19 protein-coding genes are annotated in these 22,836 nt (G+C 57.2%); 2 read left to right on the top strand and 17 right to left on the bottom strand.

The window, feature by feature from the left end; genetic code table 11:
- Nucleotides 1-29: 29 nt before the first annotated feature.
- Nucleotides 30-740, top strand: a complete 711-nt coding sequence (locus tag GT590_RS01875; protein ID WP_161170831.1) for a class B sortase — start codon at nt 30-32, stop codon at nt 738-740.
- Between the two features lie 113 nt (nt 741-853).
- Here GT590_RS01875 and GT590_RS01870 read toward each other — a convergent pair whose 3' ends face one another.
- Nucleotides 854-4,945 (bottom strand): NACHT domain-containing NTPase, encoded by a 4,092-nt coding sequence (locus GT590_RS01870; protein WP_161170830.1) that lies wholly within the window; start codon nt 4,943-4,945, stop codon nt 854-856.
- A gap of 353 nt (nt 4,946-5,298) precedes the next feature.
- Here GT590_RS01870 and GT590_RS14655 point away from each other — a divergent pair, with 353 nt between their 5' ends.
- Nucleotides 5,299-6,117, top strand: coding sequence for a sigma factor-like helix-turn-helix DNA-binding protein (locus tag GT590_RS14655; protein ID WP_161170829.1), 819 nt, complete (start codon nt 5,299-5,301; stop codon nt 6,115-6,117).
- A gap of 314 nt (nt 6,118-6,431) precedes the next feature.
- Here the strand turns inward: GT590_RS14655 and GT590_RS01860 are convergent, their stop codons facing one another.
- The 16 genes from GT590_RS01860 to GT590_RS01785 all read right to left on the bottom strand — a co-directional run bounded on the left by GT590_RS01860 (nt 6,432) and on the right by GT590_RS01785 (nt 22,639).
- The gene (locus GT590_RS01860) at nt 6,432-7,661 is read right to left on the bottom strand and encodes a Coenzyme F420 hydrogenase/dehydrogenase, beta subunit C-terminal domain (RefSeq protein ID WP_161170828.1); all 1,230 of its coding nucleotides are present in this window, start codon (nt 7,659-7,661) and stop codon (nt 6,432-6,434) included.
- A 5-nt stretch (nt 7,662-7,666) separates the two neighbouring features.
- Entirely contained in the window at nt 7,667-9,070 is a 1,404-nt protein-coding gene (locus GT590_RS01855; RefSeq protein ID WP_161170827.1) for a lipopolysaccharide biosynthesis protein, read from the bottom strand.
- A 48-nt stretch (nt 9,071-9,118) separates the two neighbouring features.
- Nucleotides 9,119-10,261 (bottom strand): polysaccharide pyruvyl transferase family protein, encoded by a 1,143-nt coding sequence (locus GT590_RS01850; protein WP_161170826.1) that lies wholly within the window; start codon nt 10,259-10,261, stop codon nt 9,119-9,121.
- Complete coding sequence (locus GT590_RS01845; RefSeq protein WP_161170825.1) at nt 10,242-11,483, bottom strand: hypothetical protein; 1,242 nt, start codon at nt 11,481-11,483, stop codon at nt 10,242-10,244. Before GT590_RS01845 ends, GT590_RS01850 begins: the two co-directional genes overlap by 20 nt.
- Nucleotides 11,483-12,547, bottom strand: a complete 1,065-nt coding sequence (locus GT590_RS01840) for a glycosyltransferase family 4 protein (protein WP_161170824.1) — start codon at nt 12,545-12,547, stop codon at nt 11,483-11,485. Before GT590_RS01840 ends, GT590_RS01845 begins: the two co-directional genes overlap by 1 nt.
- Before the next feature lies 1 nt (nt 12,548).
- Complete coding sequence (locus tag GT590_RS01835) at nt 12,549-13,652, bottom strand: UDP-N-acetyl glucosamine 2-epimerase (protein ID WP_271802104.1); 1,104 nt, start codon at nt 13,650-13,652, stop codon at nt 12,549-12,551.
- Nucleotides 13,653-13,673: 21 nt separating this feature from the next.
- Nucleotides 13,674-14,534 (bottom strand): sugar nucleotide-binding protein, encoded by an 861-nt coding sequence (locus GT590_RS01830; RefSeq protein ID WP_161170822.1) that lies wholly within the window; start codon nt 14,532-14,534, stop codon nt 13,674-13,676.
- Complete coding sequence (locus tag GT590_RS01825) at nt 14,534-15,589, bottom strand: polysaccharide biosynthesis protein (RefSeq protein WP_161170821.1); 1,056 nt, start codon at nt 15,587-15,589, stop codon at nt 14,534-14,536. The genes GT590_RS01830 and GT590_RS01825 overlap by 1 nt, the downstream gene beginning before the upstream one ends.
- Nucleotides 15,590-16,804, bottom strand: a complete 1,215-nt coding sequence (locus GT590_RS01820; RefSeq protein ID WP_161170820.1) for a glycosyltransferase family 4 protein — start codon at nt 16,802-16,804, stop codon at nt 15,590-15,592.
- The gene (locus GT590_RS01815) at nt 16,801-17,604 is read right to left on the bottom strand and encodes a sugar transferase (RefSeq protein ID WP_205289539.1); all 804 of its coding nucleotides are present in this window, start codon (nt 17,602-17,604) and stop codon (nt 16,801-16,803) included. The genes GT590_RS01820 and GT590_RS01815 overlap by 4 nt, the downstream gene beginning before the upstream one ends.
- A 215-nt stretch (nt 17,605-17,819) precedes the next feature.
- Nucleotides 17,820-18,350, bottom strand: coding sequence for a sugar transferase (locus GT590_RS01810; protein WP_240129742.1), 531 nt, complete (start codon nt 18,348-18,350; stop codon nt 17,820-17,822).
- Nucleotides 18,351-18,441: 91 nt separating this feature from the next.
- Entirely contained in the window at nt 18,442-18,960 is a 519-nt protein-coding gene (gene loaP / locus GT590_RS01805) for an antiterminator LoaP (protein ID WP_015761186.1), read from the bottom strand.
- Between the two features lie 254 nt (nt 18,961-19,214).
- Nucleotides 19,215-19,868, bottom strand: a complete 654-nt coding sequence (locus GT590_RS01800) for a CpsB/CapC family capsule biosynthesis tyrosine phosphatase (RefSeq protein WP_009609354.1) — start codon at nt 19,866-19,868, stop codon at nt 19,215-19,217.
- Entirely contained in the window at nt 19,868-20,704 is an 837-nt protein-coding gene (locus GT590_RS01795; RefSeq protein ID WP_114516547.1) for a CpsD/CapB family tyrosine-protein kinase, read from the bottom strand. Before GT590_RS01795 ends, GT590_RS01800 begins: the two co-directional genes overlap by 1 nt.
- Before the next feature lie 13 nt (nt 20,705-20,717).
- A complete protein-coding gene (locus GT590_RS01790) occupies nt 20,718-21,377 on the bottom strand; it encodes a YveK family protein (RefSeq protein WP_009306552.1) in 660 nt (219 codons plus the stop codon).
- 41 nt (nt 21,378-21,418) lie between these two features.
- Entirely contained in the window at nt 21,419-22,639 is a 1,221-nt protein-coding gene (locus GT590_RS01785; protein ID WP_009609431.1) for an LCP family protein, read from the bottom strand.
- Nucleotides 22,640-22,836: the final 197 nt, after the last annotated feature.

Raw genomic sequence — 22,836 nt, 5'->3', positions numbered from 1 at the left:
TCGGGGTCCTCTTTCTAAGGAGGGAAGGTATGAGGAAATCATTCGCAGCCTCGCTGGCGATCGCCGCAGCCGCCGCAACGTTGACTGCGTTCATGATCATCGCGAACATCGCCACGACTGAGAGCATCCCGTACAAGGTGGCGGAGGTTCCTCGCGAGGCAGCCGAGAGCACGGTGCCCGAACAGGCGATCGCCCCCGGTGAGGAAAGCCGAATCCCCGATCCGGCAGTCGCCTGGATCACGATCCCCGGCACCACCGTCGACTACCCCGTCGTCCAGGCAAGCGGCGACCCCCCGGATTTCTATCTGACGCACGACGCGAGCGGAGAGCGCTCGGCCTGGGGCGCGCCTTTCATCCACAGCGGATGCAGGGAAGGCGTGAACAGCCCTTTGGTTATCGTTCTCGGCCACAACATGAGCGACGGGACCATGTTCGCCCCGCTCGCCAACTACTCCAGAAGGTCTTTCGCCCAAGAGCACAAGACCATCCTCGTTCGCACGGAAGAAGACACTCGCAAGCTGGAGGTGTTCGCAGCGGACGTGCTCGACGCCGATAGCGAAGGGATCGTTGCGGGATTCGACGGTAACGACGGCCTCCAGTCTTTCATCGACGACAAGCTTCGATCTTGCGAAGTGGTGCTGAACGAACCGAAAGACCTCGAGCAGGTATGGTGCTTCGTCACCTGCAGCTATCAAACCGACAACTCACGCACCGCGGTATACGCCATGGAGGTGGAATGAATGATGCACGCGATACTCTTTGCAATCGGCATGTTTATGGGAGCATGCACGGTCACCGCATTCGCCTGCTGCAAGGTAGGTGCCGACGCGGAAAGGGGATCGAACGGCCAAGCTTAAGGCAAGCCGACATTCCGAGCCCCGCTTGCCCGCACCATCTCGGCAAGCGTCTCGTTTTCGAATCGAGCTCCCTCGAAGTCGGATCCGATAAGCACGACGCCGGAAATCGGCTCTACGCATTCAATGCTTTCCAGCGTTTCGATATCCCTCGATTCGAGCCAGCCTTTTGCGGAGCTGATGAAGAACCTGCCCGTCTCGGAAATGGCGCAAAGCCCCATCAGCTCATCCCCGCCATCCTCGACCGAAACGCCGAGCACCTCGCGAGAGTCGATATCCAGCCTTACGATAACCTGGAATACACCGCCGCTATCGAAGCTCACCGCCTCGAAAGCGAGCAAGGCCAACCTCGACCCGTCGAACTCGCAGCAACCAATGCGGGCGTACTCCGGCGAAACGATGTTGGGCTCTTCATCCTCGACGCAAAATTCCCTCGCGATTTCTAGAATCGATTCGCAGTCGGAGGAGGAAAGCAGACTCCAGACGGAAACCCTCCATCGTTCGGTGAGGTCGGGAATGCCCCAGCAGATGACATAGCCCTCCGCCGTCAAGCCAAGGGCCAGGCTATCGGGTGCCGCGGAAACGGCGACCAGCTCGCAATCCATCGGGATTTGGACGATGCTGTGCAAGTCCCCGATCGACAGACAATGAAGCGAAGGGCCGTTGTCGAGAGCCAAGACATATAGGGTATCTTCCGAAATCTGAACCGAGTGGAACCTGTTCCTGAACTCCCTCTCAAACGATCGAGAAGGAGAAAGCACCTTTATCTTGTTGCCGTAAGTCAAAACCCACGTTGGGCCGCTGCACACATCCCAGTAATCGGGAGGAACCAGCCCCGCGTGAATCACGTCACCGATGCTCATGCTCTCCACATCCCAAGCGACAAAATTGCCGGTGCCCATCGCTGAAATTAGCGACCCGGAAGAAAGCTTTGCGACATAGCCGATGGCGTTCTTCTTGTTGTCGATGGAGAGCACTGGGCGCTCATCGGGGGAAAACGACGGCCTCGTATCCCAGACAGTAACAGCATTGTTCTCATGGATGCACATCACCTTATCGCCGCTTGGCGAAAACCCGAGCGCCAGCGCTTCATTGGGAGCTTCAGCAAGAAGAGGTACCATGATGAAATCCTTGAGAAGGGAGCCGTCGGCGATGGAGTAGATCCTCATAATGTTCTCGTCCGCGATGGCAATCATCCCATGCTGGTACGAAAACCCGACGGCATCTCCTGTCCCCAGGTTAATGGACTTATCCTCCCACTCCTCTAGCTTATCGGAATCGGACTCATAAAGCTCATCATCAAGCGTAAGGACCATCATCCTCTCGCCATCCTCGCTGAGCTGCAGGTCGGCAATCCCGTCGAACAACGAGGACGCCGACCTGAAGCGTGGATTGTGAAGGGGATCGACAGGGTCCAAAGTCCAACAGGCCACTCCTCCGCTGTCGTACATTACCGCCAGAACGTCTCCCGTTCGCGAATAATGCAAGCGGCATATAATTTGCCAACGGTAGCTATCGGAAATCTCTTCGGGCAGATCCAAGGTTCTTTTCCTGAGGTTCTCCAAGTCGAGAAGGGTCAATCCCTCCTCGTCGTCAGCGTACGCAAGAAACCTGCTCCCGCCCAAGAAAGCCATAGCGCCCACGCGGGACATGGAGGACGATGGCAAGGCCGTCCTCTCCTCCGAACCTATTGCGAAGATATCAAGTCCGTAACCCTTTGCCGACATCGCCAGAAGCGCCCCATCGGGACTTACCGCCATAGCGTCATAGGGAATCATCTTCTCGTTAACAAGCTCATGGATCGGGGCGCCCGACCTCCTATCCCAGACCACTGCGGTCCGTCCGAAAGTAACCATGAGATCGCCATCGGCGCCAATGCCGTCCGGAATCCATTCGACGGAAGAGACCGGCTCCGTATGCCCGATGGGGATGAAGGTCTTGTTCGAGATCCTTGCCGATTGAAAATCGCACCTCTCGCATGATATCTCTCGATTCTGCAGCATGGTGTAGCGCAAATCGACGCCCCTGAACCCCAAAGTCGTGATGTCTAGCTCGTTTCTGCTGGCAATCTCGAGGAGATGGAACACCGTGGCGCTGTCCTTGCGGACCTCCATCCCTCGCATCGAATCCCACAGGGACTCGAAAAGATTCTCGTCCACCAGAACTGCGAGCATATCGAGCACCTCGCCCGAAACCGCCTTCTCTGCCCAAACGTCGCTCTCCTCCGGAACAAGCAGCTGTCCGAACGGACGAAGCTCATCACGCATGTACAAGGCTGCGTAGAAGTCGCGGAATTTCTGATGCAGGAAGCCCACGACGTTGCGGTTTTCCGCTCCATCATGACGATCGCCAAGCGCTGCGTCTCCCTCATTGCCGAACATGAGGCCGACGCCGATCAACAAAGCGTCCTCGATGTCCTCGACACTCCATTCGGCGTGCCTCGATTGAGTTTCTTGCCTGGCAATGCTCACGTAGTCGCTCCCACGCCACGCGCTTTCGAAATGTCGTCCCGCCTCTTTGATAAGCTCCAGAAGATGGTCTCTGCTTATCCTGAAGACTCCGGCACTTTCCATCTCCCAGCCGATATAAGCAGCTGCATAGTTGATGGCGAGGATATCGGGGAAAGCCGCTCCGCGCTGCTTGTTCACCAGCATCGCCTTGTTTATCTGGCATTGAAGGAAGTTCCAGATAATCGCGGATTGCGAACGCGAGCGATCTCCGCCGATAAAGTTGCAGCAATGATTTCCAGAGCAGTTCTCATACTGCGTTTCACAGCATGAGAACAGGGTGAGCATAAGGGGATTGGAAATCACGTCCCAGATGGGATCATCTTGCTCTGGTATCTCTACCTTGTTCGAATTCAAATAGTCCAAAATTCTATTTCTATTAAGGCGTTGAACCTTCGAATACGCCCAAGGGCGATACCACGAAACGTTCGAGTCCATTCGTGCACGACCGGCGATAACCACCTGAATCCTCGAACGAGATTCGACAGCAGTCTCAATCTCCTCTTTCAGGATGTCCGAAAGCCAACCCGCAGCTGTTCTCTTCTCGCTGATTTCGTTCCAGCCATCCAGAAGAAGCACGAGCCTAGGGGCATTGTTCACGCATTGCTCGCTAATGAGAGCCTCAAGATCCAACCGAAGGTTACTGTTCCCGCAAAGAACGGCCCCCTCGATATAAGTTCTTATAAAACTACCTGGGGAATTGTAAAAAGGAAGCATGTGGAGAGGGACGTAAATTGCCACAGTGTCTTTTTCCGATAACGCTTTTGCCGCATTGAGCATGGCAACCGTCTTTCCGATGCCGCCTTCGCCTACTAGCATGAGATTCTTCCACCCAGGAGCTCGCCAGGTACTTCTAACGAGCTGAACCAGCGGGGAAATCTGCCCATCAAGCTCAAACAGAGAGCAATGCTCTTCTTCTACTATCCCCGGAAACAGATCCTGAACGATTTCCTCAAGTCTGTAGGTGCCGCTTGATTTTTCAGCCCTTTCGTTATGTTGCCGGATCGCCTCCCTCAGCTGGACAAAGGCTTTTCGCGAACCAGCAATGGGAAAAGAATCGATCCTTTTTGACAGCGCGTGCTCGAGTGACTTATTGACCGAGTCAACATTTGCCCCACTGCCTTCGTGCGGCAAACAAGAGAGCATTATCTCGAGGAGCCCACACAGCTCCTTTGCCTTAGCGGATAAAACCCCTTCGTCTTCCTCTTTCCCCATTACAAGCAGGGATAAATCAAGGGCATTCGAAAAAGCAGAAAATTCCTCCAGCAGTTCAACGAGCGCAAGAGAGATCTCCTCTCGACTTCGTATGAAAGTCTTTCCTTCGTGAATTAGATAGCATCCGCTACTTAACAGAAATCGATAGATGCTCAGCAATTTCAGATCAAACTGTCTGGCTCCGAGATATCTATGATGGGCAACGCAACCCCAAAAATACGTAGACCCAACCGTCACATCTCCCTCATACCCCTCTAGAGAAGAACCAGCCAGGTAGATTGTTCCTACCATTTCTGTCGTAAGCCGGTGGATCAACTTTTCATAGTCAAGTCGACCATCAGCAATCAAACCGTCGCCAACAGACGCCATAAAGAACACCTCCAAGCAAATTGAGATAGGAAACTTAATTTGAGATAGCTCCCTCTCCTGCTCAATTGGTGAGTAATACACGCTCCTTCACAATTTTACTAACGGGAAAACCTGGAGGCTTGCCACCAGCGGCAACGCCCAGGAATTCTCGGTAGCTGATCGTTGAGCTGGCTATAGACGGCTTAGATCAGCCGATCCAATCAATAGCTCAGCGGCGGCCTGCCCCAGGTCCTGACGACGCATGCCCATGCGCCGGCCTAGCCATCGATTGGGATCGGCGGGTCGGGTATGCCGTCGCTGAGCAGCCATTCCTATCGCAGGAGCCCACTGGTCCTCGAAAAGAGGACAGAGCAGTGGATAAGAACAGCCTCGAGTATCAGTATTCCCTGAAAGGCGCAAAACGCTCCGCAGAGTTGCGCCGCAAATACGCCAACGAAAAGACGAAAGAGGTCATCCGCGACGCAATTACCGGCCGCCGAATCGTTATCAAAGAAACCGTCGCGTTTCGCTACAACGGTCGCCGCCATACGCTCATTCCCCTTGACCTCGTGGACGAGTACCCCATCACCTTCGTTTTCGACAACCGCGCAAGCGATTCAATGGGCGATATCTTTGTAAGCAAGGCGCAAACCGAACGAATCAAGAAAATCGAAGTGAAGGGATCGATGGCGGAATTCAAGCGCCACGCGCTCGCAATGGCCGCATCGGGCACGATGGTTGACGAAAACGGAATTGCCGAGAAGCTGGTTCTCTGGCCGGAAGACTTTGGCATTGGGAAAGAGGCTTGGTACATGCGCTTGGAAATTTGGGCTGATCTCCTAACCAAGGAAATCGATCGTCGTCGCGATTCGTTGTATCTCTCCGCACCCTCGGTCAATCATGATGAAGACCCCTTTCTCGGCGCATACAACATCATCGATTGCTTGCCGGACGCAGAATCGGACTTCTTTGAGAACCTCGCATTCTCCAGCATAGTTGAAGACCTGATCTCCCACCTGGATGAACAGGATAAGAAGATTTTCAGCATGCGCGTACTGGATGACAAGATGATCAAGGATGTCGCAGAAGAGCTGGATTGCGCCATCTCGACAATCAACTACCGTATGGAAAAGAAAATCATTCCTACTATCCGCAAGCTGGCGACCAAGGAAGGACTTTTCTCCCAAGGATAGGAACGGAATGTTGTTTTTGATGTCATATTTTGCCAGGTGACTAACTTTGCTGTCAGCTAACGTGTCTACAGAGAAATCAGTGGCAAAATGAACGTCACTCTGGTTGGGCCAAATGCTTTCATCAACAACAAGTGCTACATGATAACTGGTGGGTATCTTGAGCATCTGTTTCACATTTTGACGGTACCCCTCGTCATCGCCATCTCCATCCATAGGAAAGCCCGTCTTCCTTGTCCAGCGAGCAAAGAAAAAGCCTGCACCCATCAAATGGGTGCAGGCAATGAAACGGTCACAGTATTGGATTTAAACTATATTTATGAAATTAAACGTGCGCGCACTTCGAGCAATTTCTTTCGGATTTTTCTCGGCACAAGGTACGCATGATTATTGAAATACAGATTTGCACGATGCTTGAAACCTCTCTTTATCGGAGCCAAATATGTATTCCTTACAGCCTCGATTCCACCTTTCTCGTAATCATGCCAGAACTCGCTTCGCTTTATATTTGCCTCTATCCTACGCCTAAGAGGGACATTACCCCTGATCGCTTCTTCCAATGGCTTCTCAACTACTACCAATTCATCAGACGCTTCAGAGAACCATTGCTTCCCAATGGCTGTGTTGGGCATCACCAAGCTGATTCCGTGCTCATCGTTCCTCGTCGCCCTGCCCTCGGAAACATAGCCCCAGAAATCGGCGAGGGTTATGTCGCCAGAACGCCTTATCCCCACATACCGACAGGAGTGGCAGCACTCGCGCGAGATGTAGTCTCCGAGAAAGGCCCTCAAGTAGAGGTCCTCGACTGTACACCATGCTTGGGAACGGTGTTCAGTCTCGAATGTCAGTTCGAGACTGAACACCGTCCATGAAGGGGTCTTCTTACGAAAGCGGGCACCAACCACAGTGTCTCCAACTTGCTCCTCCCGATAATCAAGGTAGTCGCGCCAAAATCTAGGGGACGGCGCCCCATGGCACAGCACGTCAAGCGTGAACAGCTTTCCGGCATATTGCTCTCCAGCAAGTTCCCTAATCGCAGCCACCTGGCAGGGAGTCCCAGAGAAGAGGACGCCCCCGCCGTTCCGAAATACCTCCAGACAGTCTTTCATGGCGTCACGGACATCGCTTTGGACGTATTTCGACCCCCGCATCGCCTTGATCGTCTCAATATCGCGCGTGAGAACATGGTGAACGGAGAGGTTCTCTCCGAGCACCGCTCCGCAAACCCAGAAGCCTTTATCCACAGCGAGGTCGGCGAGACGCATGAACATTCCGCCCGAAGTCGCCGCCTCCCGCCGTGCGAAATCCCTGTCCCAGCAGGCGAAGACCGTCGACGGGGCGTCGTGGAGGCCCACAGGCCTCATCTCCGGGCACGACCTCTCGCAAGCGCCGCATCCCACACACTTATCCTTATCGACATAAGGCCTAAGAAACCCCTCCGAATCCGGACGCATTTCAAGGGCCCTGAAGCCGCAGGCGGCGTAGCACGCAGCGCAGCCCGTGCAAGCCTTGCTTCCCGCAAGCCTCGGTATCGCACTCTCATTCATGCAAATCAAGCCTTTCTGCCTAACATAGATATCACTTTTGCAACTATCGAGCGATTTCTCACCACTGAGAAAACCAAGAGGAACGCAAAGCAGAGCATCGCGAAAGGGGTGGCGAGGGGGAGGTTCGCGGCGAGCGCAACGGCCTCGATGGCGAGCACGGCGATTCCGATGCCCTGATACCGTAGGTCGCACCGAAAGCTCACGAACTTCTTAGTGTCAATCGCCCTCGTTAGCGAGATTGTTGAGTACGCGACGACCGAGCCGATAACAGGCCCCCATACGCCTACAGAGAAACTGAGCACGATTCCCATTACGATGTTCAGCGTTGCGCCCAAAATCGTCGTCACGAAAATCATGCCGTTTCGCTTCGCGGCATTGTAGAGCGTGCCGAAGTACGTCGAGTACCCGTTAATCACCGCGCCGAGCATGAGGGGCGGGACGAGGACCCACGCTTCGTAAAACTCCCCACTCAGCATCAAACGAGAAAGCGGCTCCGAAATAGCGATGACCAGGGAGCCCGAGCAGAGCAGGCACGCGGTGTAGACTCGGAAGACCATCGCGAACGATTCGGACCGGTCGTTTGAGGAGAACTCCCGAGCCGAGAAGATCTGCCAAGCCTGCTGAAAGATCGTCACGAGCATCACCATGATGGACGGGAGCTTGGACGCTGCAGTATAGAGACCGGCGGCAGCCGCTCCTTGCGAAAGAAGGACGATATAGCGTCCGGATAGGTTCACGAACCACCACGCGAGCGCGTTGGGAATCATCGGGAGGCTATACCCGACCAGCTTGCCTGTCATCTCCCGCGATATTGAAGCGAACGAGAAATACCTCCAAATCCTGGAGCCGCACGCCGTGATCAGAAGCTGCACAAATTGGGCAAGTATGAGCGCGAGCAGATATCCGACTACCCCCATGCCCCAAACCCCGAGAAGAAGGAAGCCAGCTCCACACAGTATCAGAGCCCCAGCTATGCCGGAGGCCGCATACAATATTGTTTTACCGATGCCTTTCGCGAACTGAAGACATAACATCTTGAGGGACGAGGCGAGGCAGAGCACAACTAGATACCAAGTGTAATCGAAACCTGTAAATGAGAACCCGAATACACCAGCAGCAATGACGACAGGAATCAAGCTAAGAGCTATCAGTGCGCCGGTGGAGAAAACTTCCTTTCTATCAGCATCCCTGTCAAGCGAAAATCGAAACACCCCTTCATATATTCCGATACAACAAAGCGGGTACAACAACTCGGACAGGTTGTTGACGAGTTCTCCGATACCGTACTGCTCTGCAGAAAGCAGCGCTGTGTACATCGGAAGAAGGAAGAATTGAATCGCCTTCGTCAACATATTGCCGACCGCGAACACAGCGGTATCGCTAACCAGGTTCTTGTACGATTGTCTCATTTGACACTTCCGAGCTTTTTCGTCTGAAATAAGTAATCAGACAGGTTCTTAACAATAGCTTTTTGGAACAGATATTGGAAAACCCCTCTTTTCAAGCAGGGCTGGAAGTTCGCTATAAAACCTCTGACGAAACTTGTCGGTCGGATGATCGGAACGAATACCCGACAGGTATTTGGCTATGAGAGCCTCTGCCGTCTCGGGCGAGTCGGCCCTTACTATTTCAAACGATGGGTCCCCGATAAACCAATCAGCTCCAGTTGTAACCTTATGGTCGTTCGTCGCGAGAACGACAACCGGCGTCCTCGCGATGAGCGAGAAGATCATTCCATGGAAACGGTCGGTAACAGTGACCTTGTATTTTGCAAATTCATCAATCTGGTCAATGACCACTTTCATAAGGTCTTCGTCAGACGCTTCTGGGTTAAGGTTTGCTTTAGTCGTGTCAGTAACCGAAACTGGTATCCTGCCCTCATAGTTTTTAATAAGCCGCGACAGTTCGGAAGGTGAGTAGAGCTTTTCCGAATCATTGCGCAAACAGAAAAGCACTCCTTCTCTAGAATCACAATCCCCGTAGTTCCGTGATCCGATTAGTGTTGTAACGATATCTGGGTAAAGAGCGGAAAACGTGTCAGGGAAATGTTCGCAGGCGGTCCGATATGAAACGGAATCTCGAGCAAGAAGAACCAGCTTGTCACTAGAGGCGAACGCATCGGCAGTCTTTTGTAAGTTAATATCAGTTTTGTACCTTATCGTCTGCGGCATGACAAGCACAGAATGCTCGGGAAACGTCTGGGGGATTAACCTGTGAAACGACTCGTCGCCATGTTTGTCGGACATGGTATAACCGCTCTGGAATACAAAAAGGTCACTCTCGGATAAACGGGATTCTATATACGATATTGCTTCTTTTCCGGCGTATTCGAAACAGATACCTGGAATGCGCACAATCTCATGAGAGGGGAAAAAGGTCTTTGCCCAATCAAGGATACAAAGTTTCTGGGCAATATCACCCAGATTAGCATGCCGCGGATCCCCGCAATACCAGAGAGTCTTCTCCGTCTGCGCATTCACGCCTTCTAAGAGCTCAAGTGCCTGCTTTCTTCTCCTCGAATAAACCGCAGCGCGATAAAACGGCCTTATCGCATTCTCAGCAAAAGAAGACTGTTTCAGTTTATTTATCAAGTAGCTCATTAGTACTCCTATCAACGGGATAAGATTTGCCCACTATCGCACCGAGTATCAACGCATAAAAGGGTCCGTAAAAATTAAAAAAGGAAGCATCCGATGTGCTTAAGATGAGAAGGTAGAGAGGAATTGCACCATATGCCGCAAACCAACACCCAGCATTTCGCGCATCTTGCGATAAAGACCGATATGTCTGAGCAAGAAGAGCAATCAGTACGATTAAGCCGATAGCTCCAAACTGAGCGATAACGGCAGGCCAGAACGTATCTGATGCGAAGGAGGGGTTTGTTGGCGTGAGACCCCATACGACATTGAGCCCATACTCGTAATACAAGGGCGAGTAGTACTCCCCCGACATGTAGGTTCCGAAGGTGGCGAACCCGGACCCGAAGGGGAACAACTGCTCGGCGATGGCGAGACCGTCCTGCATCAGGAGCGATCGGGCTGCCGTGGAGTTCAGGAAGTACTCCTGGATCTGATCCATTCCCAGAAACACTGCGCCTGCACCAAGAAATAGGAAAACGAGCTTCGAGGGTTTACCGCCGTCTCGCTTCGCCGCTCCGTAGAAGAGGAAGAACAGAATGACGAATGCCATCGCGACCGCTTTCGCCCTTTGAGTGGAGATGAGAATCAGACACGACAGCACCAACCAGCCGATCTTCGGCTTTTTTCCAGCGAACATAAGCGCGGAAAACCCGACACAGTATGCTGCTAGGTTCGTGGGATGGCTGAATATGAACTGGTAGCATGGGATCCCGAATGTTACCCTGCCTGACCCGAGCTGGACGACGCCCGCCACGTGGAGCAGTAGCCCGCAGGCAGCCGCAACGAGAAAGATCTTGCCGATGGTTTGAAATGCTCTCAGGCAGCGACCCTTTCCGCGTAGCACGATGCGAGCGGCGAAGTACGCGACGAAGATCTTTATGCAGGTGAAAAGGTCGACGGCTATGGCGAAGGCGCTACCTTGGTAGCCGAAGACCAGATTGCCTACGAGTCCGAGAATGCACAGCAGCCCAACCGCTACAAGTCCTCTGCGCTCATGAACACCGACCTTCTCCTCGCATCGGGCAAGAAGCGCCCAGAGGACGAGAAGTATGGTTATTACCTCGTCCGCATAAGAGAAGATCCCCCCGTACGCCGCATCGAGCATGGGGGCGCAGAGAAGGACGATGAACAGCAGCGTTATGGCGATCTCGGAGAGGAGGGGGGTTCTGTCAGCGGCACGCATCAATGGCTCGCCCCCAACAACTCATCGTATATTTTTTTGAGTTGTTTGCTGTATGCGGAAAACGAACGCGTCTCGGCGCTCTTCTTCGCTTCTGAACTCATCGCAGAGCACTTCTTGGGATTGCCCAAGAGAGCAATCAGCGCCTTTGAAATCGATTTTACATCCCCCGGCTCGCAAATGTAGCCGTTCTTCTTGTTAGCAACGAGTTGTGGAATGCCGCCCACATTGGTCGCAACGACTGGAAGTCCCAACCCCATCGCCTCTAGCACGCACATGGGCATTCCCTCACCGTAGGAAGGGAGGAGGAAAACGGATCCCTGCTTTAGTATTTCTATTTTACGATCGACTCCGATCCAGCCTAGAAGCTTAACCCTGTCATCGAGCTTGCGCTTCCTCAGCTCGACCCGAAGAGAATCGCCCATCGAGCCCTCTCCGCAGATGAAAAACTTTGCGTCTGGGACTCGCGAAAGAACCTCATCGCATATTTCGGGAAGTATGTCGCAACCCTTGATTCTCTCCAAACGACTCATAAATATGACGGTTTTGCTATCCCAATCGGGAATGAAGCCCTCATCATATACAGGAGAAAAGTTCTCGAGAACTACGATTTTGTCATCAGAAACGACGGTCGATAGGGTACCTGCCCATTCTTGAGACAGGGCTATGATTCTGTCGCAGCTGGAGTAAACCTCTGCAATCCTACGCTTCTTATCGTCCGTTGCCTCTTCATAAAATGGTCCCCAATCGTCTGCGTGGATATGATTGACCAGAGGAAGCCCTCGCTTTGAAGCCATGCGAATGAATGGAATCGACCTGGTGAAACTTGCTCCGAATGCCGAATGGATGTGGACGAGATCGTATGCACCCGGTCTCATCCATAGTGCGCACTTGGCAAGCGCAGCACCGGCTATGGCGATTTTTCCCGTAGGCCCACGATCCGCATGGGTAACGATATGGTCGAAGGAATAACCCTCCAAGCGGATGTCTTCAACGAATCCACGAACCACTGTGCCGATTCCGCCCTTTGATTCAGGGCTTGTCCCGAGCATGCAAACGTGTCTCATGCTATACACCTTTGCTCCAGACCCACTTGTTCACGTAGCCCGTGTATCCCTGGATGAGCTTGACGACCTTGGACGAGACGCTGCCGTCCCCATAGTCGGGCACAGGAGACTCACGACCATTAAGCTCGACCTCAACCGCCACGGCCTGTAGCAACCCCTCCGCTGCGATGGAGCCGAGCGTGAAAACGCCGCGATCGACGACCTCCGGACGCTCGGTAGAGGTGCGCAGGCTCACTGCGGGGAACCCGAGGATCGCCGACTCCTCGGCGAGCGTGCCGGAGTCGGAAACGACGCAGAGGGCATTCTTCTGCAGGGCGATGTAATCATGGAACCCGAACGGCTTGTGAGCGCGGACGAGCGGGTGGAACGAGGCGCCCCGCGCCTCGATGAACTTCCTCGCGCGCGGGTGCATGCTGTAGAGAACGGGCCTGCCGTACTCCTTCGCCAGCGCGTTCACGGCATCAACAAGCTGAGCGAAGTTCCGCTCGTCGTCAATGTTCTCCTCGCGGTGGGCGGAGAGCAGAATGTAACCGCCGGGAACCAGCCCCTCGCGAGCGAGCACGTCCGAGACCTTGATTCCCTCACGGTTGGCCCCCAGCACCTCGCGCATGGGCGAACCCACCACAAAGGTGCGCGCCGGGTCGCAACCCATAGCGACGAGGTTGCGACGCGCGTGCTCCGAGTAGCAGAGGTTCACTTCGGAGACCGTGTCCACGATGCGGCGGTTGACCTCCTCGGGGAGGTTCTCGTCGAAGCAGCGGTTGCCCGCCTCCATGTGGAAGATTGGGACCTTGAGGCGCTTTGCCGATATGGCGCACAGGCACGAGTTGGTGTCACCGAGGATGAGCAGCGCGTCCGGGCGGATCTCCTCCATGAGCCCGTAGCTCTTCGAGAGGACGTTGCCCATCGTCTCGCCGAGGTCGGCGCCCGCGACCCCGAGATAGTGGTCGGGCTCACGCAGCCCCATGTCCTCGAAGAACACCTGGTTGAGCTCGTAGTCGTAGTTCTGCCCGGTGTGCACGAGCACGTGGTCGAAGACCTTGTCGCAAAGCTTGATCGTCTCGGACAGCTTGATGATCTCCGGTCGCGTCCCCACGACTGTCATGAGTTTCAGTCTCTTCATTCCCTAGCCTATCTCGTAATGAGGGTACAACCCCCGGTGTGCTCGGACCCACCCGGCCATCTCGGCGACCTGCTCGGCATAGCCGGCGGGACGGAAGGACGAGTCGAAGTTCGTCCGCACGAGGGTCTTGTCCAGCTGAATAGAATTGTCTGGAACAATCTCAACGGAGCCGCCGCGCAGCTCTTGGTTGAAGAGCAGCAGCAGGTCGAGCTTGCTGATGCTCGCGGGCGGCACCATGTTCACGAGGCCGTGCACACCCTCGGAGGCCGCGCGCTCCATGGCCTTCGCGAGTTCCAGGGTCGTGAGCCCCGTCCATATCGCGCCCGAATAGCCCTTGATCGGGCCCTTCTGGGCCATGAACCAGTTGAGCAGGCCGATCCCATCGGGGTCCGTGTCCGGTCCCACGATGGAGCAGCGGAAGGTGAGGTTCTTGGAGTCCCGAAGCTCGCCAGCGGCTTTTGTACGGTCGTAGACCGTCTGACCGTCCGGCACCGAGTCCTCTGTATAGGGGCCGGTGTTGCCGGCGAACACGCAGTCGGTGCTCATGTGGAAGACGCGGGCGCGCGCCCCTTCGGTGAGTCGCACCAGGACGTGCGGCAGCTCGCTGTTGAGGAAGGTCGCCCCCTCTGGGTCGCGCTCGGCGAAGTCGTTGAGGACGCCTACGCAGTTGACCACCGCGTCGAAATCCCCCTCGGAGAGAGTCTCCGAGAGCAGCGCCTCGTCGCGAGCGTCGCCTGTCACCTGCTCGTCCAGGAAGGGGACGCCCCTGCGGCTGAAACCAACCACGCGGTGGCCGCGCTCCTTCAGGTATATCGAGATTGTGTGCCCCGCCATACCGGAGCAGCCCAGCACCAGGAAGCGCATCACTGCACCGCCTCGGACTCGCGGCCCTCGAGCGCAAGCTGCACGTACTCGGCAGTCTTGATCTTCTCGACCGTCCCCGCCACGTCTAGTCTGCGCGTGTTGTGGGACGTGTAAGACTCGTCCGCTTGCGTGCGCACCTCGCCGTCCACGAAGAACTTGTCGTAGTTCAGATCGCGCGAGTCAGAGTGCACGCGGAAGTAGCCACCCATGTCCTCAGCGCGCAGCATCTCCTCGCGTGTCATGAGGGTCTCGAAGAGCTTCTCCCCGTGGCGCGTGCCGATGACGCGGGTGCCGGTCCTGCCGAAGAGCACCTGCACCGCCTCGGCCAAGTCGCCGATGGTCGATGCCGGCGCCTTCTGGATGAACAGGTCGCCGGGGTTCGCGTGTTCGAAGGCGAATTGAACGAGGTCGACCGCCTCGTCGAGATTCATGAGGAAGCGGGTCATGGAAGGATCTGTGACCGTGATCGGCTCGCCTGCCTTGATCTGCTTGATGAAAAGGGGGATAACCGAGCCGCGGCTGCACATGACATTGCCGTAGCGGGTGCAGCAGATGGTGGTGCGGCCCGCACCGTTCCTCGCATTGGCGTAGATAATCGACTCCATCATAGCCTTGGACTTGCCCATGGCGTTGATGGGGTAGGCCGCCTTGTCCGTGGAGAGACACACCACGCGATCCACACCCTCGGATATCGCAGCGTGCAGCACGTTGTCGGTGCCGATGACGTTTGTCCTCACGGCCTCCATGGGGAAAAACTCGCAGGAGGGCACCTGCTTCAATGCCGCCGCATGGAACACGTAGTCCACCCCGTGCATGGCGTCGCGCACACTCTGGAGGTTGCGGACGTCGCCGATGAAGAAGCGCACCTTCCTAGCCAGCTCGACGGATCGCTCCTGCAGACGGTGGCGCATGTCGTCCTGCTTCTTCTCATCCCGACTGAAGATGCGGATTTCCGCAATGTCGCTCTCCAGGAAGTGCTTGAGCACGGTGTTGCCGAAGCTGCCGGTGCCCCCGGTTATCATCAATGTCTTGCCGCTGAACGCGTCGGTTCCCATCTATCTTCCTTTCGCCGTCTCCGCGAGCAGAGACTCCATCTCGTCCATGTACCTGCCCCGCGTGAAATTCTCCCGGAAGTACGCGCGGCCGCGTTCGCCGCACGCCGTGTACCTCCCCCTGTTGTCAATGAAGTCGGCCATGAGAGCCGCCAGCCCCGTGCTGTCGGTCGCGGGCACCGCGACGCCGCACCCCGACTCCGCGATGACCTCCGCCGCCGACCCGTCCACCGCCGCCAGCACGGGCTTTCCCGCCGCCATGTAACCCTGAAGCCTGCTCGGCAGCGTCGAGCTGATCCAGGGGGCGCCGGGCACGTGCAGCGTGAGCACGCAGGCGTCCGCCATCCGGTAGAAAGAGGGCATCTCCTCGACCGGGTGGCGGCCGTGAAACACGACGAGGCCCTCCAACCCGTGTCCCGCGACGAACGACTCAAGCTCGCCGATCGCGGAGCCGGTGCCCACGACATGGAGCTCAAAGTCCCCGCGGCCCTTAAGCATGTCGACCGCCTCCATGAGAACCCGCAGGTACTGGAGCTTACCGATATTGCCCATGACCATAAACCGCGCCTTGTCCGACGACCCGGCGGACAGGTCCATGTCCAGGTAGGAGTCGTCCGCGTACTGCGGAACGTAGCGGCAGCGCGAGCGCTCGACCCCGTGGACCCGCTCGAAGCAGTCGATGTAGGCGCGTGAGTTGGTGGCTATCGCGTCCGCGCCCCGATATATCCAGGTGCTGACGGCGCTAACGGCGGGTGCGAGGAAGGAGAGCCTGTCGGGCAGCATCGCCCTCACGGCGTCGGGCCAGATGTCGGCGCAGTACAAGAGCACGGGTGCGCCGAAGAGGCGCTTGGCACGCATCGCGGGCTCAACCATTAGGACCGGAGAGAGCTGATAGGCGAGGATGACGTCGTAGCGGCCCTCCAGGTCGCGGAGCCTCCTGTCCGCCCCGCGCATGTAGCTCCAGTAGTTCCGCGCGAGGCCGATCACGCCGGGTTTCCTCGGCACCTCCTCGGCCCGCACGATACGGACGCCGTTGCGCTCCTGCTCGCGACTCCTCCCGTCGAGGTACTCGTCGGGCACGACGCCGGTCGGGTAGTTGGGGATACCCACGAGCGCGGTCACCTCATGCCCACGGCGAACGAGCTCCTCGCATATGTCAGTAATTTGGAATTGCTCCGGCCAGTAGTGCTGGCACACCATGAGAATTCGCAGACTCATCTCCCCGACCTCCTTCGGCCGAACATCACGCCGAAGGTGCCGAGAATGCAACGCATGTCCTCGGCAAGACCGCGATTGCGGACGTACCCGAGTTCAATGCGCTGACGCTCTTTGGACTCGAACGTCGCTTCGTTGCGTGGCCCGGACTGCCATGCTCCTGTGATACCTGGGCAAACGGAAAGAAGGATGGCGCGCTCCGCCTCGGTGAAGTGGCTGTACAGCTCTTCTTCGGTTATCGGCCTCGGCCCGACGACGGACATCTGGCCGAGCAGCACGTTGAGGAACTGTACGGTCTCGTCAATGCTGGTGGCCCTAAGGACGCATCCGAGTCTCGTAATCCGAGGGTCGTTATCGACCTTTCGCTCCCTCTTCCACACTTCAAGCTGCTCGGGAGTGAAGTACTTCTCCACGTTGTCGCTGTCAGCGACCATGGTCCTAAACTTGTAAATTCGGAAGGGCTCGCCCCACTTGCCCACACGAACCTGCGAATAGATCGGTGAGCCCTTAGTGTCTATGACAATGGCTATAGAGAGGAACAAACTGGGAATGAGACCCACGACGACGACACATAGGCTGAACACTACGTCGAAGAAGCGTTTCAGAAACCGATAGCCTAACGAGCGGTGGCCTAACTTTCTGCACCTGGCGGCGAACTCCGGCGTACCCAGCTTTAGCTCCTCGTGAGCCTCCTCCGGTTCTTCAGCCTTAAGCTCCTGGAGCGGGTCGTCGAAATCAATGGTAGTTACGACATGCCCCATGTGCTCGCTACGCAACTCTGCGGCAGCATTCGCCTCCGTCATTGCATCTCACCGCCTTCGAAATGGAGAGGAAAGAAGAACACCCCTCTGCGTAGCCCCGTAATGGAGCGGAGGGAACAAGTGATGAAATGCGAGTGAACGTACGGTTGAAAACACCTCGAGCATCCCGAAAAACAACTACAGACAAGAATTGAAATCGCTTATACTGGGTTCTAGCGAAACAGCAGAGTCCCGGGCGACGCTCGCATAATTGCAGGTCAAGTGAGGAATTTGCTGAACGCGATAAGGATTTGGTCGACTCCCCGTCGCCCGGTGTCCCTATTATTACCGAAGCCCGAGTGCTTGCGGATGAACTTCCCGATGCGCGTGACGCGAGGGTCGTCCTTGATCTTGAAGAGCGGGCCGTCGGCCTCGTTCAGGTCGGCGAGCTCCGCCAGGCGCTCGTCGGCGTCCTTGTGCATGGAGCGGAACTTGTACATGTCGAAGGTGCGGATCTGGCCGTCCCGGCCGATGCGGCCGACGCGCTTCTGCGAGTACAGGGGGTTGCCCGGACTCTCGAGGCGGATGGCGGCGCACAGGACGATCGAGGGGATCAGGAGGACGGCGATCGCGACGAGCGAGAAGGCGATGTCGAAGGCGCGCTTCACGAAGCGGTAGCCCCAGCGCCCGTCGGCGCGGGCCGGCGCCCGGACCGGGCCCTCGGCCTCGCTCGTGAGCTCCGGCGCTAGAAAAGCGAGGTCGGAAGCCTCGAGTTCGCTCGACTTTACATAACCGCGCTTATCAGACATTGGGGGCGTGGAAATCTCCTCTTGCTCCCCCGCTGTTGCGAAGTCGTCTACCAGCGCGACGGCTCCGTCGGCGGTTACGTCTATTGATTTGTCAGGGTTTCTTTCGAACAATCTCTAATCCGACTTTGACGGTTTTCACACGACCAAGAATCTCTATCTCCAGATACGCCAGGCGCTTGTGGCGATCGAGCTTCTTGATGAGACCCGTCTGGTTCATCAGCGGGCCGTTGAGGATCACGATCTCGTCCCCTTCCATCACGCCGCTCGAGAACTCGACCACGCGGTGGTCAGGCTTGGTGAACGCGTTGATGAAGGCGACTTCTTGATCGTCGAGAGGAGTGAACACATCGTTGTTGCCGAGGAGCCTAGTGAACTTGGGGACGCTTCGCAACGCCTCACGCAGCTTTCCAGGCTGGTCTGTTATTACGAAAATATAACCAGGTAGCAGCACTTCTGAACGCATTTTCCATACGCCCTGGATGCGCTTTTTGACTTCGTACTGGGGGATGAAGGATTCTTGGATCAGCTCTTCGTCGACAAGCTTGTTGATCAGGTCAAGCACGTGCTTTTCCTGGCCGCCGACCGTTTGCACGACGTACCACAATGCCATCACCTCCCTGGCAAGACGAAATAAAGATACGGCTTCGCCCTAGCCATTCAGGCCAAAACGCAACAACGATATGCATCCTCTTGATCGATCCGGAACGCGTACCCAGCGACGATCCCGCTTTCCTCAAGATATGTATGCTGCCGTGTTTTTCACACATCGCCCTGTCGTATCCAGAGCTTGCAGCGGTGCAGTTTCCTGCCGTTAGATCACAGGTCGAACCTGTGGCCTAACGGCAGGAAGCCGTCAAACCGAACCTACAGACGCGCATGCGCTCCTCGCGTTCGGTACGTCCGCTTCGCTTCGGCGAAGTAGCCGTAGTGCTCCACCCGATGCGCATCGCTTGCGATGTACGCGTACAGGTTCTCGTCGAACAGGCGCTTGGCGGGCTTGCGCTCGGCTCCCATGCGACCGCCGGCAATGAAATCGGCCGACGCTTGCAGCTTGCAACCCATCTTCACCAGACCGCGCGCCACCTCGACATCCTCCTGGATGGCGCGATAGCGCTCGGGATGAGCGATGATCACTTGGTAGCCCATCCCCTGCAGTTCGAAGATGGTCCGTTCGTATATCTCGAAGTCGGGCTTGCCCGCCCTCGTAGACAGCTCCAATAAAAACTCGTTCGTGCCGTCGAAGTGCAGATGCTCGGCCCATTCCATGCCCAATTGCATAAGCTTGGAATGGTTCACCTCGAAGCCCATCGTCAGCGGGAACCCGTCAGCGTGCGCCACGAGCAACTCGTAAGCATCCCACATCGCGTCGTAGTCGAAGTAGGGATCGCGCACATGCGGGGTACACACGATAGACGTGATTCCCGCAGCCTTGGCGGCCTCCAGCATGGCCAGAGACTCGTCCAGGTTGCGCGCACCGTCGTCGACGCCGGGAAGGATATGGCAATGCAAATCCCTCATCAGGCCCTACGCCCTCTTCCTGCCACGGGATCCTTAGCGAATCCGCCGCGACCGCCTGCAGGAACGGGGCTGCCCTGCGCACCGCGGGGCGCACGGCGCCCGGCCGTGGGAACCGGCGTGCGCGTCTCGGCCTGCAGCGCGGAAACGTCGCCGTCATCCTTCACGCGGCTGCCGTCCTTGGTGTAGTACGCGTAATAGTATTCGGAACCGGTGCCTTCGCAGAACGTGGCGCAGATGCCGAGGATGTTGGCATCGGCCTTCTTCAGCTGCTCGCACGCGTCCACCAGCTCGGAACGCTTCGTCGAGCCGGGCTTGACCACCAACACCGTGCCGTCCACCAACGTGGACAGGATGGCGGCATCGACGAAGGTGCCGACCGGCGGCATGTCGTAAATCACATAATCGTAGCTGTCCTCCAGCGTGGCAACCAGCTTCTGGTACCGCTTGGACGAGATGATGTCGGCCGGGTTGGGTATGTTCGGCTCGACGTCGAGGAAGAACAGGTTGGGAGTCTGCGTCGGCGTGACGGCCGTCTTGAGCGGTGCCGCATCGGTGAGGACGGCGTACACGCCCGCCGCAGGACGCACGTTCAGCAGGCTGGCAAGCGTGCGACGGCGCATATCGGCCTCCACGAGCAGCACCGTCTTGCCCGACGTGGCGATAGCGCGAGCCAGCTCCACGGAGCACGTGGACTTGCCCTCGTTCGGCACCGAACTCGTCATGACGATGGAGCGGATGGGGTTGTCGGGCGACATGAAGCGGATGTTCGCAAAAAGCGTCTTCGCCGCGTTCTGCACCTCGAGCATGTTGGACGCCTGCTTCTTTTTCTTAGCCATGGCCTATACCCTCCTAACCCTTGATCGTGGGGATACGGCCGATGACCGGAATGCCCAGCAGTTCTTCAGCTTCTTCAGGGTTGCGCACCCGCGTGTTCAACATATCCAGCACCACCACGATGGCCACTGCCAGGAAGATGCCCGCGAGGAACGCGACCGCCGTGTACATGGCGCGCGGCGGGCCCGACGGATCCGTGGGAACCTCGGCCGCGTCGACCACGTTGACGCTCTCGACGCCCATGACGCTTTGCGCGGTGGTGGACAGAACGGTGGATATCTCATTGGCGACGATGGCAGCCGCATCGGGCTTGCCCGCCGTCACCGAGATGCTGATGACGCGCGTGGTGGTGCCCGCTTCGACGGAAATCTTGTATCCGCTGAGCGAAGACATGCCAAGAGCCTCGGCCGTGCGCTTCTGCACGGTCTCCGACTTCGCCAAAGTCGCTATGTCGTTCGCCATGAGCTGGCTGGCGGTGAGGTCGTTGTACGCGGTGGTGCTCGAAGAGCTCGCGTCGTCCTTCGCAGTCAGCACGTACACGGACACCGTGGCCGTGTACTGGTTCTGCATGAGGCCCCAGCTGAAGCCTGCCGTCGCGATCGCGAGCACGACGGGCAGCACCACCACCAGGGCCAGGTGCTTGCGCAGCAGTTTGAATAGTTCGAGCAGTGTCATTCGTTCGTCTTTCTCTTCAGCGTCGTACGTACGCTGCTTGCTTACTTGCCGTTAACGGTGGTCTCGGCAGCTTCGGGATTCTCGCCGGCGTCGACCGCCTTCATCAGTGTAGCCCAACCCTCGGGATCCTCGTAGCACAGCCACAGGCCGCCGTATTCCTCCATGAAGTCGCCCTTGTACGGACCGGTGCACGTGTAGATGGTGGGGTTGCCCGCCTGTGCGAAATCGGTCGCAAGCGAGATCATCGTCTGCAAGTCGATGCTCGTAGACACGCACTGGGAGAGGTTTTGGATCAGGCCGGGGATCTCGACCGGAGGAGCTTGCAGCACGTTCTTCATGAGCGCCATGGCCATCGCGCGCACGTTCGACTGGCGGATGGCCTCCTGGTCGTCGCCATAGGCGGTGCGCATGCGGGCAAGCGCCACGCACTGCTCGCCGTTGAGCAGCTGGTTGCCGGCCTCGATATGGACGGGCGCCTGATCCTGCGTGTACACCTGGTAGTCGATGGTGTAGGGCACGTCCACGTAGATGCCGCCGATCGAATCCACGAACTCGGCCAACCCGGCGAACTCGATTTCCACGTAGTCGGAGATCTTCACACCGGTGAGGTCCTGCACCGCTGTAACGGCGCCAGCCGCCCCGTTCACGGCGAACATCTGGTTGATCTTCTCGACCTTGCCGTTGTACTCGTACGGCGTGTCGCGCGGAACCGACACCATGGTGATGACGTGGCCCACCGGATCGATGCGCACGAGCACGAGGGCGTCGGAGCGCTCCCCGTACGTCTCCCAGTTGTCCGAGCCCACCAGCAGCACGTAGAACGGCTCCATCTGGGAATCGGAGGGGGCGAGAACGCTGCTCAACTCGCTTTGCTCCTGAGCGTCGAGCGCCATGTTGCTGGCGAGGCTGCTCGTGTACCAAGCGCCGTACGCGGCGACGCCGCCCACGAGCACCACGACGACGGCGAGCGCGATAAGCGCCGCCCGCTTCAGCTTGGTGTGCTTCTTGCGCTTCTTGCGCACGCGCACGATCTCGTCAGCTTGCGAAGCGTAGCCGTAGTTCGCCGGTCGCTGGTTTGGATACGGCGTCTGCCCCGTCGGGCGCGAAGCGTACCCACCGCCCTGCGGATAAGGCCGGCTGCCATGGGGAGCCTGACCGAAACCGTCCGCGGGAGGTTGCCCATAGGCGTGAGAACCTCCGCGCGAAGCGGAGGCACCATGGCGACCCGAAGCCGTCTGTCTGTTGTTGTCGTCGAATCCCATAGGGAAAATGCGTTTCCTAACCGTCCGTCTCGCTCGTCGCGAATCTCTTCAACACTCAATTGAGCCGGAGCGCTCGTCTGTTCCGTCCTCATGATAATAGCACGGTTTCAGTTTAGCAACAGAAAAATCGGTCTTCGGTGAGGGGGGGGGGGGGGGGGGGGGGGGGGGGGGGGGGGGGGGGGGGGGGGGGGGGGGGG

The sequence above is a fragment of the Eggerthella sp. BIOML-A1 genome (genome assembly GCF_009875595.1).
In the GTDB taxonomy this organism is placed as follows: Bacteria; Actinomycetota; Coriobacteriia; order Coriobacteriales; family Eggerthellaceae; genus Eggerthella; species Eggerthella lenta.
Note: the sequence above shows the minus strand (reverse complement) of the source record. Positions and strands in the feature narration are given on the sequence as shown.